This window comes from Enterobacter cloacae complex sp. ECL352, assembly GCF_020149545.1.
Classification (GTDB): Bacteria; Pseudomonadota; Gammaproteobacteria; order Enterobacterales; family Enterobacteriaceae; genus Enterobacter; species Enterobacter asburiae_B.
This window is the reverse complement of record NZ_CP083709.1, coordinates 3,663,974-3,681,065: the sequence shown is the minus strand read 5'-3', so window position 1 is coordinate 3,681,065 and position 17,092 is coordinate 3,663,974. Positions and strand designations below refer to the sequence as shown.

At 59.9% G+C, this 17,092-nt stretch carries 14 protein-coding genes; 4 read left to right on the top strand and 10 right to left on the bottom strand.

Features of this window, described 5'->3' with window-relative positions; all coding sequences use genetic code 11:
- Positions 1 to 111: 111 nt before the first annotated feature.
- The gene (gene yvcK, locus LBF07_RS17865) at positions 112 to 1,020 is read left to right on the top strand and encodes a uridine diphosphate-N-acetylglucosamine-binding protein YvcK (RefSeq protein ID WP_039261383.1); all 909 of its coding nucleotides are present in this window, start codon (positions 112 to 114) and stop codon (positions 1,018 to 1,020) included.
- Between the two features lie 531 nt (positions 1,021 to 1,551).
- On the opposite strand, the gene uvrB is transcribed toward yvcK, so the two are convergent.
- Positions 1,552 to 3,567: an excinuclease ABC subunit UvrB gene (gene uvrB / locus LBF07_RS17860; RefSeq protein WP_029742168.1), complete on the bottom strand. Its 2,016-nt coding sequence runs from the start codon at positions 3,565 to 3,567 to the stop codon at positions 1,552 to 1,554.
- 753 nt (positions 3,568 to 4,320) lie between these two features.
- Here uvrB and LBF07_RS17855 point away from each other — a divergent pair.
- Positions 4,321 to 5,043 carry an ABC transporter ATP-binding protein gene (locus LBF07_RS17855; RefSeq protein ID WP_094934362.1) on the top strand — a complete coding sequence of 241 codons (723 nt, stop codon included), beginning with the start codon at positions 4,321 to 4,323 and terminating at the stop codon, positions 5,041 to 5,043.
- Here LBF07_RS17855 and bioD read toward each other — a convergent pair.
- The 4 genes from bioD to bioB are packed head-to-tail and all read right to left on the bottom strand — an operon-like array spanning position 5,006 to position 8,633.
- Positions 5,006 to 5,707: a dethiobiotin synthase gene (bioD, locus tag LBF07_RS17850; RefSeq protein WP_167818311.1), complete on the bottom strand. Its 702-nt coding sequence runs from the start codon at positions 5,705 to 5,707 to the stop codon at positions 5,006 to 5,008. The two genes, LBF07_RS17855 and bioD, sit on opposite strands and share 38 nt — an antisense overlap.
- Complete coding sequence (gene bioC / locus LBF07_RS17845; RefSeq protein ID WP_206461976.1) at positions 5,700 to 6,455, bottom strand: malonyl-ACP O-methyltransferase BioC; 756 nt, start codon at positions 6,453 to 6,455, stop codon at positions 5,700 to 5,702. The genes bioD and bioC overlap by 8 nt, the downstream gene beginning before the upstream one ends.
- Positions 6,439 to 7,596, bottom strand: coding sequence for an 8-amino-7-oxononanoate synthase (gene bioF / locus LBF07_RS17840; RefSeq protein WP_094934365.1), 1,158 nt, complete (start codon positions 7,594 to 7,596; stop codon positions 6,439 to 6,441). The genes bioC and bioF overlap by 17 nt, the downstream gene beginning before the upstream one ends.
- Positions 7,593 to 8,633: a biotin synthase BioB gene (gene bioB, locus LBF07_RS17835; protein ID WP_023310845.1), complete on the bottom strand. Its 1,041-nt coding sequence runs from the start codon at positions 8,631 to 8,633 to the stop codon at positions 7,593 to 7,595. The genes bioF and bioB overlap by 4 nt, the downstream gene beginning before the upstream one ends.
- A 68-nt stretch (positions 8,634 to 8,701) precedes the next feature.
- Here bioB and bioA point away from each other — a divergent pair, with 68 nt between their 5' ends.
- Together bioA and LBF07_RS17825 are read left to right on the top strand one after the other, a co-directional pair.
- On the top strand, positions 8,702 to 10,009 hold the full coding sequence (bioA, locus tag LBF07_RS17830; RefSeq protein ID WP_094934366.1) for an adenosylmethionine--8-amino-7-oxononanoate transaminase: 1,308 nt from the start codon (positions 8,702 to 8,704) through the stop codon (positions 10,007 to 10,009).
- Between the two features lie 48 nt (positions 10,010 to 10,057).
- On the top strand, positions 10,058 to 10,534 hold the full coding sequence (locus tag LBF07_RS17825; RefSeq protein WP_008501131.1) for a kinase inhibitor: 477 nt from the start codon (positions 10,058 to 10,060) through the stop codon (positions 10,532 to 10,534).
- A 97-nt stretch (positions 10,535 to 10,631) separates the two neighbouring features.
- Here LBF07_RS17825 and hutH read toward each other — a convergent pair whose 3' ends face one another.
- The 5 genes from hutH to hutI form a co-directional block, all read right to left on the bottom strand.
- Entirely contained in the window at positions 10,632 to 12,152 is a 1,521-nt protein-coding gene (gene hutH / locus LBF07_RS17820; RefSeq protein ID WP_094934367.1) for a histidine ammonia-lyase, read from the bottom strand.
- Positions 12,152 to 13,837, bottom strand: coding sequence for a urocanate hydratase (gene hutU / locus LBF07_RS17815; RefSeq protein ID WP_094934368.1), 1,686 nt, complete (start codon positions 13,835 to 13,837; stop codon positions 12,152 to 12,154). Before hutU ends, hutH begins: the two co-directional genes overlap by 1 nt.
- A gap of 127 nt (positions 13,838 to 13,964) precedes the next feature.
- Positions 13,965 to 14,699: a histidine utilization repressor gene (locus LBF07_RS17810; protein WP_023310841.1), complete on the bottom strand. Its 735-nt coding sequence runs from the start codon at positions 14,697 to 14,699 to the stop codon at positions 13,965 to 13,967.
- A 19-nt stretch (positions 14,700 to 14,718) separates the two neighbouring features.
- Positions 14,719 to 15,657, bottom strand: coding sequence for a formimidoylglutamase (gene hutG / locus LBF07_RS17805; protein ID WP_094934369.1), 939 nt, complete (start codon positions 15,655 to 15,657; stop codon positions 14,719 to 14,721).
- Positions 15,654 to 16,877 (bottom strand): imidazolonepropionase, encoded by a 1,224-nt coding sequence (hutI, locus tag LBF07_RS17800; protein ID WP_094934370.1) that lies wholly within the window; start codon positions 16,875 to 16,877, stop codon positions 15,654 to 15,656. The genes hutG and hutI overlap by 4 nt, the downstream gene beginning before the upstream one ends.
- Positions 16,878 to 17,092 lie beyond the last annotated feature (215 nt).

The following is a 17,092-nucleotide window of genomic DNA, read 5'->3' as shown; positions in this document are numbered from 1 at the left end:
CCTAAAAACCGCATTTTCACATTGATATACGTCATTTTGCATGGGGTGAGGCATCGTCTTTTAGGGGTAGTTAGGTTACTGTTACGCGATCGAACGTGATAAGGAATACGTATGCGCAATCGCACTTTTGCGGATCTTGACCGAGTGGTCGCTCTTGGCGGAGGACACGGCTTAGGCCGGGTTATGTCCTCTTTGTCGTCACTCGGCTCAAGGCTGACAGGGATAGTAACTACCACCGACAACGGCGGCTCAACCGGGCGCATTCGACGTGCCGAAGGCGGCATTGCCTGGGGAGATATGCGCAACTGCCTGAACCAGTTAATTACCGAGCCGAGCGTCGCGTCGGCGATGTTTGAGTACCGTTTTGGCGGTAATGGCGAACTTTCCGGGCATAACCTCGGAAATTTGATGTTAAAGGCGCTCGATCACCTGAGCGTACGGCCTCTGGAAGCCATCAACTTAATCCGTAATCTGCTCAAAGTGGACGCATTCCTGATCCCCATGTCAGAACAACCGGTAGACTTGATGGCCATCGACGCCGAAGGGCATGAAGTTTACGGCGAGGTGAATATCGACCAGCTCATCCTGCCGCCAACGGAGTTAATGACCTATCCGAGCGTGCCCGCCACGCGAGAAGCGGTGGAGGCCATCGGGGAAGCGGATCTTATCCTGATCGGCCCAGGCAGTTTTTACACCAGCCTGATGCCCATTCTGCTGGTAAAAGAGCTGGCGCAGGCGCTGCGCCGCACTCCTGCCCCGATGGTTTACATCGGTAACCTGGGACGTGAGCTGAGCCCGGCGGCGGCGAGCCTGTCGCTGGCGGACAAACTGGAATTAATGGAGCATTACGTCGGCAAGAAAATCATTGACGGCGTAGTCGTGGGCCCAAAAGTGGATGTGTCAGGGATTGGCAATCGTCTGGTGGTGCAGGAGCCGCTAGAAGCGAGTGATATTAAATATCGCCATGACCGTCACCTGCTGCGCGAGGCGCTGGAGAAGGCGATTCAGGCGCTGGGCTAGGTTCGTTTTGTGCGGCCTGATGCCCTCATAATAATGCCCGCACGGACGACCCCCTCTCCCTTGAGGGAGAGGGCTGGGGTGAGGGGGGAACATACGACTCTGGTGGTCATTCCGTTCACTTTATGTTCCTTGCTACTCTGTAACGACATGACCGGTGAACGTGCCAGGGTGGCTCAATCGCCACCACCCTGGCGACCCGGGCTCCCGGCGGTAAATCGCCGCTGCGCGGATTGTTCGCCCCATCCCTGGGGCTCACCCCTTCGGGGCCAGCGCAAGCGCTGTCCAAAATTGCTCCCGGCAATTTTGTCATCGGCTTATTCCTTCCGGCTTATCGGGTACGGGCGGAGGTAACGTCCCTTCTCGGCGCATCCCTGCGCCTCGCCCCGGCCTGCAGGAAACGCCTCAGCGATTTACAGCCGGACCAGAGCATCGCTGATAGCCTTCAATCGCTCTGAAACAACATTATTGCTTCTGTTCAAAAATTACTGGGGATCCCTCTCCCACCGGGAGAGGGAGAAAACAACGCTTTACTCACGATGCCGCGATGAAAAGATCCCGCAGCTGATGAAGCTGGTCGCGGATCTGCGCCGCCTCTTCGAACTCCAGGTTCTGCGCGTGCTGCATCATCTGCCCTTCCAGCTCGTGGATTTTCTGCTGCAGCGCTTTCGGGGTCAGCACGACGGTATCCTCTTCCACCACTGAACGCGCTTTGCCGCGACCCTTCGCTTTGGTTTTGGCAATGTTCTGACCCAGCGCCAGAATATCCACGACCTTCTTGTTCAGCCCCTGCGGGGTAATGCCGTGCTCTTCGTTGTAGCGCTGCTGTTTCTCGCGGCGGCGCTCCGTTTCGCCAATCGCTTTCGCCATCGACGGGGTGATTTTGTCACCGTACAGAATCGCTTTACCGTTGACGTTACGCGCCGCACGGCCGATGGTCTGGATCAGGGAGCGTTCAGAACGCAGGAAGCCCTCTTTGTCCGCATCCAGAATTGCCACCAGCGAGACTTCCGGCATGTCCAGACCTTCTCGCAGCAGGTTGATCCCCACCAGCACGTCAAACTCGCCCAGACGCAGATCGCGGATAATCTCCATGCGCTCCACGGTGTCGATATCCGAGTGCAGATAGCGCACCTTCTCGCCGTGCTCTTCGAGATATTCAGTGAGGTCTTCCGCCATACGCTTGGTGAGCGTGGTGACCAGCACGCGCTCGTTGATGGCGGAACGGGCGCGGATTTCCGAGAGCAGGTCGTCCACCTGCGTGGCCACCGGACGCACCTCGATAATCGGGTCCAGCAACCCGGTCGGACGCACAACCTGATCGACAACGTCTTCACCGGATTTCTCCAGCTCGTAGTTGCCCGGCGTGGCCGAGACGTAAATGGTTTGCGGCGCTAATGCCTCAAACTCTTCAAACTTCATCGGACGGTTATCCAGCGCCGACGGCAGGCGGAAGCCGTACTCCACCAGCGTCTCTTTACGCGCCCGGTCACCGCGGTACATCCCGCCGATCTGCGGGATCGTGACGTGGGATTCGTCGATCACCAGCAAACCGTCTGCCGGCAGGTAATCAAACAGCGTCGGCGGCGGCTCGCCCGGCCCGCGCCCGGAGAGGAAGCGCGAATAGTTTTCAATGCCGGAGCAGTAGCCGAGCTCGTTCATCATCTCAAGGTCGAACTGGGTGCGCTGGCTGAGGCGCTGCTCTTCCAGCAGCTTATTGTTCGCCAGCAGCACCTTACGGCGCTCGGCCAGCTCCACTTTAATCTCTTCCATCGCCTGCACGATACGCTCGCGCGGCGTCACGTAGTGCGTTTTCGGGTAGATGGTAAAGCGCTGGATCACTGACTCAACGTGTCCGGTCAGCGGGTCGAAGAGCGACAGGCGTTCAACCTCTTCGTCAAACAGCTCGACGCGCAGCGCCATATCGTCCGATTCCGCCGGGAAGATGTCGATCACCTCTCCGCGTACGCGGAAGGTGCCGCGCTGGAACGCCTGATCGTTACGGGCGTACTGCAGCTCTGCCAGACGACGGACGATGGCGCGCTGGTCGATAATCATCCCCTGCGTCAGGTGCAGCATCATCTTGAGATAGAGATCCGGATCGCCCAGACCGTAGATCGCGGACACCGACGCGACGACGACCACATCGCGACGCTCCAGAAGCGCCTTCGTGGCCGACAGACGCATCTGCTCGATGTGTTCGTTCACCGAGGCATCCTTCTCGATGAAGGTGTCAGAGCTCGGTACGTAGGCTTCAGGCTGGTAGTAATCGTAGTAGGAGACGAAATACTCCACCGCGTTTTCCGGGAAGAACTCTTTCATCTCGCCGTAAAGCTGTGCGGCCAGGGTTTTGTTGGGTGCCAACACCATCGTTGGACGCTGGAGATCCGCAATCACGTTGGCGATAGTGAACGTTTTACCCGAGCCGGTTACCCCCAGCAGCGTCTGGTGCGCCAGCCCGTCTTCCAGCCCCTCTTCCAGACGACGGATCGCCTCAGGCTGATCGCCAGATGGACGGAAAGCAGAATTCAATTTGAACGGTTTACTCATGGGCGACGACCTGATGACGTTATAAGCGGCAGGTGAGTAATTTTACTCGTTGTTGCCAGGAATGCCAGTAAAAAACACTGGATGAAAAACCAGTGGCATGTCAGGATATTTAGCATAGCGCCTGAATGATAAGTGGGATAACAGCCAAAATTTGGACTGTGACAATATAAAACACCAGTCAGGTCAGGTTATCCCCAGAACTTTTTCTTTTTTAACATTTGTCAAGCCAGGTAATGATAGTTTTGTGGCAACGAGTGACACTTTCATGACGGGAATTGCTTTTATCTAAGCAATTAAATAATAAACGATATTTTCTAAAGCCGCGTTTCGCGCCAATTTGGGCGTAAGCCGCGTCTTCTCTCGCTTATCGCGTGTTTTCTAACTCTAATGCACATGGTTATCCACAGGAATAGTGGATAACTGCTTCCAGCCCATACAGACTGGCGCTCGGCAAATTCCCGGTTTTTCCCACGAGACGGCAGTAAAAAATTTTTATAGCTATTTTTTGATGATTAACAGTTGCGTCATTCATAACCAGCCGATGGGATCTTGCTCACATTTTCATCATTTTGGGTTCTGCACCACAACTCACCACTTCCAGCACCGTCGCTGTGCAATCCGGTTTTTTATAAAACCGCTTTCTGGTGATTCATTCCTAAAAAAGCCGTTTTTTTGAACACTTTTCGGTTTCTGGCAGGGGTTTTGCAGATTCAAACATGAGCCTCACCTACACACATTTTTAAGGAGAAAAAGATGTTGAGTCTGCGTGCTGTGAATCAGTTTTACGGAAGCCAACATACGCTATGGAACGTGAATTTGGATTTTCCGCAAGGGATGTGTACAGGCGTCGTTGGCCTGCCGGGGATGGGGAAAACCACCCTCATGAATTGCATCGCCGGGAGAGTGCCCGTTGAAAGCGGCAGCATCATCTGGCACGAGGCGGGCGCGCCGCCGCGCGATTTGCTTAACCTGCCGCCAGAACAGCGTTCAGGACCGGGGATAGGCTATGTCCCGCAGGACAGGCGGATCTTCTCCCAGCTAACGATTGAGGAGAATCTGCATATCGCCATGCGGGCGATGGGGAAACCCAACCCGGAGGCGAAAAGTGACGTTTACGACCTGTTTCCGGCGCTCTACGCATTGCGGCAGGCCCGCGCCAATACGCTCTCTCCGGACGATCAGTATCAGCTGGCGCTGGCTAACGCGCTGGTGAACCGCCCGAACCTGCTGATCCTCGATGAGCCCCTGCACGGCGCAGGACACAGCTTCGCCCAGAAGCTGGGGCAGCTGCTGGTGCGCTTAAACCGGGAGTTAGGTATGACGGTGCTGCTAGCGGAGCAGCAGCTGTCGTTTATCCGCCGGGTTGCGGACCGTTTCTGCATGCTCTATCGCGGGCGTAACGTGGCGCAGGGCCACGTTAACGAACTGGATGACGAGCTTATCGCGCACTGGATGTCGCGGGAAGCAAGACGCTGAGATCGAGATAACGCCCGGTGTCGGCATTTTCCGCACCCTCAGCAAGCCAGGGAATTTCCCCCAGGCACGGGGCGGGCAGTACGCGCCTGAGCGTCGCCAGATACTCCTGATGTCGTTTACCCGGCGCAACCACGTCGTTGGCTATCCAGCCAGCCAGCGTCAGCCCGGCCTGCTGTACGGCCTGCGCGGTCAACATGGCGTGATTGATGCAGCCCAGCCTGACGCCGACGACCAGAATGACCGGAAGCTGCTCGGCCTGCACCCAGTCAGCAAACGTCTGCGTGTCCGAAAGCGGCGTAAACCAGCCGCCTGCACCTTCCACCAGCACCCAGTCGGCCTGGCTTTCCAGCGTCCGTAACCCGGCTGACAGCACGGTGAAATCAATCGGACGACCTTCGTCAGCGCTGATGATGTGCGGCGAGGTCGGTTCGGCAAAGGTGTACGGATTGACCGCTGAATAGGCGAGTTCAAGGGTGCTGTTACGCTGGAGCGCCAGCGCGTCGGTGTTGCGTAATCCTTCCGCCGTCACCTCGCTGCCGGAAGCAACGGGCTTATATCCGGCGGTGTTTTTTCCGAGCAGTCGTGCCGCCTGCAGCAGCGCCGAGCTGGCCACCGTTTTGCCCACTTCCGTATCCGTGCCGGTAACAAAATAACGTTCAGTCACGTTCGATAATCCCATGAAAAAGTTGATAAGAGAGCGGGAAATGTCCCCGCTGCTGCGGCCAGGCCAGCTCCAGACGCTGCAGCTGGCCCCGGGTCAGCGGTTTTTTCTCCCGTCCGGCGTGCAGGTGCGTGGCGCCGATGCCCTTCAGCGAACGCATAGCGCTGAACGCATCGCCAAAATTGAGGGTGATGGTCTGCACCGTGCTGCGGTAACGCCAGCCTGCCAGCGCCTGCATCACCTGCTCATGCGATAAAAAGCGGTTAGCGTGAGGCTGCTCATCCACCGCTTTCCACGCCTGATTCAGCTCCTTCAGCGAGCTTTCCAGCAGGGTGGTAAAGGCCACCTTCCCGCCCGGTCGCGCCACGCGATAAAGCTCGCGCAAGGCCTGCGGCAGGCTGCTGCACCACTGGACCGCCAGATGACTCCAGACCAGATCGAACTGCGCATCCGCCAGCGGGATCGCCTCGATATCCGCCAGCAGATAATGGTCCGCTGCCTGCCGCTGTCGCGCCTCGTCGAGCATCTGGTCCGAGAGGTCGATAGCCGTGACCTGGCTTCCCGCCCCGCGCCAGTAGCGGCTGTTGCTGCCGGGACCACAGCCCGCGTCCAGCACCTGCGGAAAGCGGTTGTCGCCAAGCGCGGCCAGAAGCCCCTCCGCGCTCTGACGCTGCAGTTCATCGTGCTGAGAATAGCTCTGCGCGGCCCGACCAAATGCCGCCGCGACGGCCTGCTTATTCACCGGCGTCATGGAGCGCCTCCAGCAGCGTCTGGATATCCCGAGCGTCATGCGCCGCCGTCAGGGTTAAACGCAGCCGCGCGGTACCCGGCGGGACCGTTGGCGGGCGAATGGCGGTCACCCACATGCCGCGCTCGCGCAGCGCCTGTGCCAGCGCCAGCGCGCGGCCGTTTTCGCCGACAATCACCGGCTGGATGGCGCTTTGCGAATCGGGACTGTGGAAGGGCAGCGCCGCTAACCCCTTGCGGAAGCGGGAGATATGCTCTGCCAGCCGCTGACGACGTTCATCCCCTTCTGCGCTGCGGATCACCGCCAGCGACGCAGACAGAGCCACGGCCTGCGCCGGGGGCATGCTGGTGCTGTAGATCAGGTGTCGGGCAAACTGCAGCAGATAGTCAGCGACGGACTCGCTGCACAGCACGGCGGCGCCGCTGGCGCCAAAGCCTTTGCCGAAGGTGACGATCAGCAGCTCGGGCTTCACGTTTTGCTGGTATGTGCTGCCGCGACCTTCGTCGCCCATTACGCCAATGCCGTGGGCATCGTCGACCAGCAGCCAGGCGTTTTGCCGCTTTGCTGCCTCGTGCAGCGCGGCAAGCGGCGCGCTGTCGCCGTCCATGCTGAACACCCCTTCCGTAACCGCCAGCTGTTGTCCGTCGCAGGGTTTATCCAGCAGCGCGGCGAGCTGCTCCGCATCGTTATGGGCAAAGCGGCGCAGCTGCGCCGGGCTTAAACTTGCCGCCTCCAGCAGCGAGGCGTGGCTCAGGCGGTCGGCGACAATACGGTCCTCTTTTCCCATCAGGGCGGTAATGACCGCCTGGTTGGCGGCAAAGCCGGAGATGAACAGCAGCGCGCGCGGGTAGCCGAGCCAGTCGGCAAGCGCCTCTTCCAGCGCCTGATGCGCCGTGGTGTAGCCGCTGACGTGTCCCGAGCCGCCGCTGCCCACGCCAAACCGCTCCGCACCCTGCTGCCAGGCGCGGATGATGGCCGGATGCTGGCTCAGCCCGAGATAATCGTTGCTGGAGAAATTACAAAACTGCCGCCCCTCGCGGGTAAGAAAACGGCCCGCGCCGTTTTCCACCACCCTGCGAACGCGAAACGCCTCTGCCGCCCGGCGTTCGTCCAGCGCGGTATTGATGCGTGCCTGCCAGGTCATACGGCTGCCGCGTTGTAGAACTGGTCAGTGTCGGCGTTGAAAATCTGCTGCTCCAGCTGCTGCTGTTGCTCGTTATCGCCCTTCAGCACCTCGGTCTGATGCGGGTTAAGCCCCAGCTTGCGGAACAGCTGAACGTCTTTGTCCTCTTCCGGGTTCGGCGTGGTCAGCAGCTTGCAGCCGTAGAAGATGGAGTTGGCTCCGGCCATAAAGCACATCGCCTGGGTCTGCTCGTTCATCTGCTCGCGACCGGCAGAGAGGCGCACGAAAGAGGTCGGCATCATGATGCGCGCCACGGCGATAGTGCGAATAAAATCAAACGCATCCACGTCGTCGTTATCCGCCAGCGGCGTTCCCTTAACCTTCACCAGCATGTTGATCGGCACGCTTTCCGGCGGGGTCGGCAGGTTTGCCAGCTGCAGCAGCAGGCCCGCGCGGTCTTTGACCGTCTCACCTAAGCCGACAATACCGCCGGAGCAGACCTTGATCCCCGCGTCACGCACTTTATCCAGCGTGTCCAGACGCTCCTGATAGGTCCGCGTGGTGATGATGTTGCCGTAAAACTCCGGCGAGGTGTCGAGGTTATGGTTGTAGTAGTCCAGCCCTGCGGCGGAGAGGCGCTGCGCCTGCTCCTCGTTCAGCGTGCCGAGCGTCATACAGGCTTCGAGGCCCATCTCCTTCACGCCCTTCACCATCTGCTCCAGATACGGCATGTCGCGATCGTGCGGGTTCTTCCACGCCGCGCCCATGCAGAAGCGGGTTGAACCGGCGTTTTTCGCCTTGCGCGCCGAGTCGAGCACCTGCTCCACCTCCATCAGCCGTTCGGATTCCAGGCCGGTTTTGTAGCGCGCGCTCTGCGGGCAATATTTGCAGTCTTCAGGACAGGCACCGGTTTTGATCGACAGCAGCGTGCTGACCTGAACATGGCGCGGATCGAAGTGCTGACGATGCACCTGTTGGGCTTCGAACATCAGCTCAAGGAAAGGTTTGTTGAATAATTCAGTGACTTGCGACATCGTCCAGCGTGCGTGGTGAGCCATCGGGCTTCTCCAAAGGGTTTTGTTAATTTTGGGTTCGGTTTATACTCGTAAACCTAAAACTTTTCAAAATGGTTTACAAGTCGATTATGACCCAGGACGATCTCGCCTTCGACAAGCAGCATATCTGGCACCCTTACACCTCCACTACCCGCCCTCTTCCCGTTTATCCGGTGGCCTCGGCCCACGGCTGCGAGCTGCACCTCGCCAGCGGCGAGCGGCTCGTTGACGGGATGTCTTCATGGTGGGCGGCCATTCACGGGTACAACCACCCGCGCCTGAATGCGACGATGAAGGCCCAGATTGACCAGATGTCGCACGTGATGTTTGGCGGGATCACCCATCAGCCCGCGGTGGATTTATGCCGTCGCCTGGTGGCGATGACGCCTGAATCGCTGGAGTGCGTGTTCCTGGCCGATTCCGGCTCCGTGGCGGTGGAAGTGGCGATGAAAATGGCGCTGCAGTACTGGCACGCGAAGGGCGAAACGCGCCAGCGGTTCCTCACCTTCCGCAACGGCTATCACGGGGATACCTTCGGGGCGATGTCGGTGTGCGATCCGGACAACTCCATGCACAGCCTGTGGAAGGGCTATCTGCCGGAAAACCTGTTCGCCCCGGCCCCGCAGAGCCGTTTCGACGGCGAGTGGAACGAGATGGACATGGTCGGTTTCGCGCGGCTGATGGCGGCGCATCGCCAAGAAATCGCCGCCGTGATCCTGGAGCCGATTGTGCAGGGCGCAGGCGGAATGCGGATGTACCACCCGGAATGGCTGAGGCGTATTCGCAAGATGTGCGACCGCGAGGGCATTCTGCTGATTGCCGATGAGATCGCCACCGGCTTTGGCCGCACCGGCAGGCTGTTTGCCTGCGAGCATGCGGGCATTGCGCCGGATATTCTGTGTCTGGGTAAAGCGCTGACCGGCGGCACCATGACGCTCTCCGCCACGCTCACGACCCGCCAGGTGGCCGACACCATCAGCGACGGCGAGGCGGGCTGCTTTATGCACGGCCCGACGTTTATGGGCAACCCGCTGGCCTGCGCCGTCGCAAGCGAAAGCCTTGCCATTCTGGAGAGCGGCGAGTGGCAGACGCAGGTTGCGGCGATTGAGGCGCAGCTGAAAGATGAACTGAGCGCCGCCACGGGCGCGAATTTTGTGGCAGACGTGCGCGTGCTGGGTGCCATCGGCGTGATTGAAACCACCCATCCGGTGAATATGGCGGCGCTGCAGCGCTTCTTCGTGAACCAGGGCGTTTGGGTACGGCCCTTCGGCAAGCTTATCTACCTGATGCCGCCGTACAGCATTACGCCGGAGCAGCTGCGTAAATTAACTGACGCGGTTGTAACAGCCGTTAACATTCCCGCGCATTTCACGATGTAACCCTATGCATTACACTTGCTGAACGAGCGATCAACGAGGGTAAACCGTATGAAAATCATCAGTAAAGATCTGCGCGACGGTGAAAAACTGCCGGAACGCCACGTATTCAACGGCATGGGGTATCAGGGAGACAACATCTCCCCGCACCTGGCGTGGGACGAGGTTCCGGCCGGAACCAAAAGCTTTGTCGTGACCTGCTACGACCCGGATGCGCCGACCGGCTCCGGCTGGTGGCACTGGATTGTGGCGAACCTGCCTGCCGACACGCGCGTCCTGCCGCAGGGTTCCGGTTCAGACCTGGTTGCCCTGCCTGAAGGCGCCATTCAGACGCGCACTGACTTTGGTAAAGCGGGCTACGGCGGCGCGGCGCCGCCAAAAGGGGAAACCCACCGCTATATCTTCACGGTGCACGCGCTGGATGTGGAGAAGATTGAGGTCGATGAAGGGGCGAGCGGCGCGATGGTCGGGTTTAACGTGCATTTCCATTCGCTGGGGAGCGCGTCGATTACGGCGATGTATTCATAATAGTGCGGGCTGATGCCCTCACCCCGGCTCTCTCCCACAGGGAGAGGGAGAAAACCGGGCAATTCCCTCTCCCTGTGGGAGAGGGTTAGGGCAAAAATCACAGCACTGAAGGTAGCAGTCCTACAAGGCTTCCCTCTTCCAGAAGCTGCATCGCCTTATCAATATCCGGCGCAAAGAAGCGGTCGTCATCGTAGTGCGATACGTGCTCGCGCAGCACATGACGCGCCTGCTCCAGCAGCGGGCTGGATTTTAGCCCTTCACGCAGATCGACACCCTGACATGCCGCCAGCCATTCCACCGCCAGCACGCCGCGGGTGTTGGAGGCCATTTCCCAGAGGCGACGCCCGGCAGCCGGCGCCATCGAAACGTGATCTTCCTGGTTCGCTGACGTTGGCAGGCTGTCCACGCTGTGCGGGTGCGACAGGGCTTTGTTCTCGCTCGCCAGCGCCGCCGCGGTCACTTGGGCAATCATAAAGCCCGAGTTGACCCCGCCGTTACGCACCAGGAACGGCGGCAGCTGGGACATATGTTTATCCATCATCAGCGCGATGCGGCGCTCGGACAACGCGCCGACTTCGGCAATCGCCAGGGCGATATTATCCGCCGCCATTGCCACCGGCTCGGCGTGGAAGTTGCCCCCGGAAACCACCTCGTTTTCCTGGGCGAACACCAGCGGGTTATCGGACACCGCGTTGGCCTCCACCAGCAGCACTTCTGCCGCCTGGCGCAGCTGCGTCAGGCACGCGCCCATCACCTGCGGCTGGCAGCGCAGGGAATACGGATCCTGCACCTTTTCACAGTTGTGGTGTGAATCCGCGATCTCGCTGGTGTCGGTAAGCACGTGACGGTACATCGCGGCGGCATCAATCTGCCCGCGCTGACCGCGCACCTCGTGGATGCGGGCATCGAACGGACGACGCGAGCCCAGCACGGCTTCGGTGGTCAGCGCACCGCACACCACCGCCGAGGCAAACAGATCTTCCGCTTCAAAGAGGCCGCGCAGCGCGAAAGCGGTCGATGCCTGCGTGCCGTTCAGCAGCGCCAGCCCCTCTTTCGCCGCCAGCGTAATTGGCGTTAATCCGGCTTTTTTCAGCGCCTCCTTCGCAGGAAGCCACTCGCCCTGCCAGCGCGCTTTGCCTTCGCCGAGCAGCAGCAGCGACATGTGCGCCAGCGGCGCAAGATCGCCGGATGCGCCAACAGAGCCTTTTGCCGGGATCCACGGATAGACTTCCGCATTGACCAGCGCCATCAGCGCCTGAATCACGCTCAGGCGAATGCCGGAGAAGCCGCGGGCCAGGCTGTTGATTTTGAGCACCATCATCAGACGGACAATCTCATCATCCAGCGGCTGACCCACGCCCGCCGCATGTGACAGCACCAGCGAACGCTGTAAGTTTTCCAGATCGTGTGTCGCGATGCGGGTCTGCGCCAGCAGGCCAAATCCGGTGTTAATCCCGTAGGCGGTGCGCCCTTCGGCAACGATGGCTTCGACGCAGGCGACGCTGTCGTTAATGGCGGCGTGGGCACTTGCATCCAGCGAAAGGGTGACCGGTTTACGCCAGACGTTACGCAGCTGCTTGAGCGTCAGCGAGCCGGGAGTGAGTGTTAATGCGTTCATTAATGCTTTCCTTGTGTGGCAGGGATCATCGGCAGGTTAAGGCCCTGCTCTTTGGCACAGTCAATGGCAATTTCGTAACCCGCATCCGCGTGACGCATCACGCCGGTGGCCGGGTCGTTGTGCAGCACGCGAGCGATACGCGCGGCGGCTTCATCGGTTCCGTCGCAGACGATGACCATCCCGGAATGCTGGGAGAAGCCCATCCCCACGCCGCCGCCGTGGTGCAGCGACACCCAGGTCGCGCCGCTGGCGGTATTCAGCAGAGCGTTCAGCAGCGGCCAGTCGGAGACCGCATCCGAGCCGTCGCGCATGGCTTCGGTTTCGCGGTTCGGGCTGGCGACGGAGCCGGAGTCCAGGTGATCGCGACCGATGACGATCGGCGCGGAGACTTCACCGCTGCGCACCATTTCGTTGAAGGCGAGGCCGAGTTTTTGACGCCACTCCAGCCCTACCCAGCAGATACGCGCCGGCAGGCCCTGGAAGTTAATGCGCTCGCGGGCCATGTCCAGCCAGTGATGCAGGTGTTCGTCATCGGCGACGATCTCCTTCACTTTGGCGTCGGTTTTGTAGATATCCTCCGGGTCACCGGACAGGGCAACCCAGCGGAACGGACCGATGCCGCGGCAGAACAGCGGGCGGATATAGGCAGGAACGAAGCCCGGGAAGTCAAAGGCGTTATTCACGCCCATCTCTTTCGCCATCTGGCGGATGTTGTTGCCGTAGTCAAAGGTCGGAATGCCCATCTGGCTGAAGGCCAGCATGGCGGAGACGTGCTCGGCCATGGATCGTTTCGCAGCAAGTACCGTGCCTTCCGGGTCGGTTTCCGCTTTTTGCTGATATTCTTCCCACGTCCAGCCTTTTGGCAGGTAACCGTGCAGCGGGTCATGGGCGCTGGTCTGGTCGGTGACCAGATCCGGACGCACGCCGCGGGCGACGAGCTGCGGGAGAATGTCCGCCGCGTTGCCGCACAGGGCAATCGACACCGCTTTGCCTTCGGAGGTGTATTTTTTGATGCGCGCCAGCGCATCGTCCAGATCGGTTGCCTGCTCATCGACGTAGCGGGTGCGCAGACGGAAATCAATGCGGCTCTGCTGGCACTCAATGTTGAGCGAGCACGCGCCGGCAAGCGTGGCGGCCAGCGGCTGCGCGCCGCCCATGCCGCCGAGACCTGCGGTCAATACCCAGCGGCCTTTCAGCGAGCCGTTATAGTGCTGGCGACCGGCTTCCACGAAGGTTTCGTAGGTGCCCTGCACGATCCCCTGGCTGCCGATGTAGATCCAGCTACCCGCGGTCATCTGGCCATACATCGCCAGCCCTTTCGCGTCCAGTTCGTTGAAGTGTTCCCACGTCGCCCAGTGCGGCACGAGGTTAGAGTTAGCGATCAGCACGCGCGGTGCGTTTTTGTGCGTTTTGAACACGCCAACCGGCTTGCCGGACTGTACCAGCAGGGTTTCGTCGTGTTCGAGTTCGGTCAGGGATTTTACAATTGCGTCATAGCATTCCCAGTTGCGCGCGGCGCGGCCAATGCCGCCGTAGACCACCAGCTCGTGGGGGTTTTCCGCCACCTCAGGGTCGAGGTTGTTCATCAACATGCGCAGCGGGGCTTCGGTGAGCCAGCTTTTGGCGGTAAGCATGGTGCCGCGCGCGGCGCGGACGTCCTGCTGGCGGTATTTACCTGACGACATTGTGTGCTCCTCATAGGGGACAGATGATGCATTTAGATATACTTGTATAGACAAGCACACACAAGGTCAGATTTAACAAAAAAGATACAATTTTGTTATATTGCGTTAGCGATCACGCTTATAAAACTTATGACATGAAGTGGCCCTGCAGCCGGTAGCGATTCCCCGGGAAAAGCAGCCGGGCATGCGACACAATGTGCGACGAGGACCAGGTTCGACGGCGGATCAGCAGGCACGGATCGTGCTCTTTAATGCGTAGCCTTTCGCACTCCTGCGGCGTGGCGCGCACGGCCTCCACAATGTGCTCCCCTTCCGTCAGCGGTGCGACGAGCGAGAGATAGGCATGCGGCGTGGTCTGGGTATAATCCTGGTTCAGATAGTCCGGTATCCGCTCAGCGTTCACGCAGCGATCTTCAATCTGCACCGGAATGTCGTTTTCGAAATGCACCATCACGGAGTGGAAGATGCGGCTTCCTTCCTTGACGTTAAGCTCCGTGGCCTGCTCGGCGCTGGCCTGAGTCTCTTCGAGCACCAGCACCTCGCAGCGGTGCTGATGATTACGCGCGGCTATCTCGTCCGCAATGCTGCGGATTTCAAACAGGGCCGACTGTCCTTTCGGTTCCGCCACAAACGTCCCCACGCCCTGCAGGCGCACCAGAAGCCCTTCGTCGGTCAGCTCGCGCAGCGCCCGGTTGACGGTCATCCGGCTAAAACCAAACTGCGCCACAAGCTCGGCCTCCGAAGGAATGCGATCGTGCGGGCGCCAGACGCCGGTAGCGATTTTTTCGCTAATTGCCTGCTTCACCTTTTCGTAGAAAGGCGCGGGAGGGCTCGACTGCGGCAGAGGTGAGCGTGAAAACATCGTGACTCCTTGAATAGTGTTATGCCCACCAGTGAGCAATTTGCCAGGCCAGGCGGGCGGCGAGCTTAGCGCCCTGTCCGTCCCGATCGTACTGCGGGTTAAACTCTACCAGATCGGCGGCCTGTAGCTTACCGCTACGGCAGATTTGTTCGATAACCGGGAGAAGATCCAGCGCCGGTATGCCTAACGCAGCCGGTGCGGACACGGCAGGCATTTCGCTGGCGGGGAGGACGTCCAGATCGATCGTCAGATAGATACGATCGGCCTGCGCCAGCACCCTTTCCAGGGCGGATAGCGCATCGCGCCTGAAATGGAGATCTTCCACCAGCGTGACGTTCAGGCGTTCGGCCTCATCCCACAGCGCCAGCGTGTTCGCCGCCCGGCTCACGCCAAGGCAGGCGTAGTGAAATTCCCGCCCGCGCTCATCGCAGTAGCGCGCCAGCTGGCGAAACGGGGTGCCGGATGTGGCCCGGTCGGCCTTGCGCAGATCGAGATGGGCATCAAGGTTGATAATGACAACCCGCTCGTTCGGGAAGGCCTCCAGCACGCCGCGACCGTGCGCCCACGCGGTTTCGTGCCCGCCGCCAAAGACCAGCGTGCGCATCCCGGACTGCTGGCAGGCCGTGACGGCATCGCTTAACGCCTGCTGTGCCGCTTCCAGCTCGCCGCCTTCAACGTACACCGAGCCCATATCCGCCAGCCGATCATGTCCCTGATGGCTTGCCATATTTGCCAGCGCCTTTCGCAGCATATCCGGTGCCTGCACGGCGCCGGGCCTGCCCTGATTGCGTTTTACCCCTTCATCACATTCAAAACCTATCAGCGCGATGCCGGATGAAAGCGGCGTGAACTGGCCCTGCTGCTTTATCGTCTGGAAAATGCGCTTTGCACTGCTGGCCTCGGCGCTGTCATCGCGCCCCTGCCAGACGGTTTCGGCTACGGGCCGCCATAACCTCATACTGCCTCCCCACGGAAAATACGTTGATACAGCGGATTGCGTCCCGGCTCGTAGACCATCTCAACCGGATGATGTGCATCCCAGACGATAAAATCGGCGACAAACCCTGCCCGCAGCTGCCCGTGGGTTGCGCCACGGCCCAGCGCCTGCGCGGCATGGCGCGTGACGCCAGCCCAGGCTTCTTCCGGAGTCAGGCCAAACTGGACGCAGGCCATGTTCATCGCCAGGTGCAGGCTCGCAAACGGGCTGGTGCCGGGGTTATAGTCGGTGGCGACGGCCATCGGCACGCCCTGTTTTCTGAGCTGTTCAACCGGCGGACGCTGGCGCTCCTGCAGAAAATAGAACGCACCCGGCAACAGGACGGCAACCGTGCCGCTTTCCGCCATCGCCTGAACGCCTGCGTCGTCGAGATACTCAATATGATCGGCGGAAAGGCCCTTATACTGGCTGACCAGCGCCGCGCCGCCCTGATTCGACAGCTGCTCGACATGCCCTTTCACCGGGATACCCAGCTCGGCGGCGGCCTTGAAGAGTCGCTCGGTTTGCGACGGGGTAAAGCCGACGTTTTCACAAAACACGTCGACTGCTTCATATAACTCTTTTTGCCACAGCGTGGGCAGTATCTGCTCACAGACCAGCGTGAGGTAGGCATCCGGATCCTGCCGGTATTCCGGCGGAACCGCATGGGCCGCCAGCAGCGTTGGGCTGATATCGATCGGATTATTGAGGCCCAACTGGCGGGCAACCTGCAGCATCTTCTCTTCGGCCTCGGCGTTGAACCCGTATCCCGATTTGATTTCAACGGTCGTCACGCCTTCATTCATAAGACGCAGGAGCCGCTGCTGCGCCAGTTTCAGCAAGGTTTCGGCTGAGCTGCTGCGCGTCGCCGTCACGGTAGCGTTAATCCCGCCCCCCTGGGCGCTGATGGTTTGATAAGAGACGCCGTTCAGACGCTGCTCCCACTCCGCCGCGCGGTCGCCGCCAAATACCAGGTGGGTATGGCAGTCAATCAGGCCAGGCGTGACCAGACGCCCCTGAAGATCGACACAGTGTCGGTGTCCGGAAGGAATGTCAGATTCAGGGATCGCGGCCAGAATAGTGTGGCCGCGCACGACCAGGGCGTGTTGCTCTTTCAGTCCATAAGGCGCAGGTACGTCCGGCGCCATCGTAGCCAGTCGCGCATTTCGCCATATTACATCGTCGGGATGAATCTGCTGCATGGGGCATTCCACTTGTCTTAGGTTGTATAGACATTTATTTGCATCCACCGTCCACTGTCAACCGCCTTGACGGAAAATGTTATTTATTTGTGATCACCTACCTGCCGCTCCGGGGCTAAAAATGCAACTTTTACCCTTTTTATCTTCCCGTTTCGCTCAACTTAGTATAAAAAAGCAGGCTATTTCGTCTATCCCGTTTAAGACTTGCATACCCA

Bases quoted from the DNA above. Each gene is read 5' to 3' on its own strand.
- yvcK (WP_039261383.1), top strand. From the start codon at position 112: ATGCGCAATCGCACTTTTGCGGATCTTGACCGAGTGGTCGCTCTTGGC.
- uvrB (WP_029742168.1), bottom strand. From the start codon at position 3,567: ATGAGTAAACCGTTCAAATTGAATTCTGCTTTCCGTCCATCTGGCGAT.
- LBF07_RS17855 (WP_094934362.1), top strand. From the start codon at position 4,321: ATGTTGAGTCTGCGTGCTGTGAATCAGTTTTACGGAAGCCAACATACG.
- bioC (WP_206461976.1), bottom strand. From the start codon at position 6,455: ATGACGCCGGTGAATAAGCAGGCCGTCGCGGCGGCATTTGGTCGGGCC.
- bioF (WP_094934365.1), bottom strand. From the start codon at position 7,596: ATGACCTGGCAGGCACGCATCAATACCGCGCTGGACGAACGCCGGGCG.
- bioB (WP_023310845.1), bottom strand. From the start codon at position 8,633: ATGGCTCACCACGCACGCTGGACGATGTCGCAAGTCACTGAATTATTC.
- bioA (WP_094934366.1), top strand. From the start codon at position 8,702: ATGGTTTACAAGTCGATTATGACCCAGGACGATCTCGCCTTCGACAAG.
- LBF07_RS17825 (WP_008501131.1), top strand. From the start codon at position 10,058: ATGAAAATCATCAGTAAAGATCTGCGCGACGGTGAAAAACTGCCGGAA.
- hutH (WP_094934367.1), bottom strand. From the start codon at position 12,152: ATGAACGCATTAACACTCACTCCCGGCTCGCTGACGCTCAAGCAGCTG.
- hutU (WP_094934368.1), bottom strand. From the start codon at position 13,837: ATGTCGTCAGGTAAATACCGCCAGCAGGACGTCCGCGCCGCGCGCGGC.
- LBF07_RS17810 (WP_023310841.1), bottom strand. From the start codon at position 14,699: ATGTTTTCACGCTCACCTCTGCCGCAGTCGAGCCCTCCCGCGCCTTTC.
- hutG (WP_094934369.1), bottom strand. From the start codon at position 15,657: ATGAGGTTATGGCGGCCCGTAGCCGAAACCGTCTGGCAGGGGCGCGAT.
- hutI (WP_094934370.1), bottom strand. From the start codon at position 16,877: ATGCAGCAGATTCATCCCGACGATGTAATATGGCGAAATGCGCGACTG.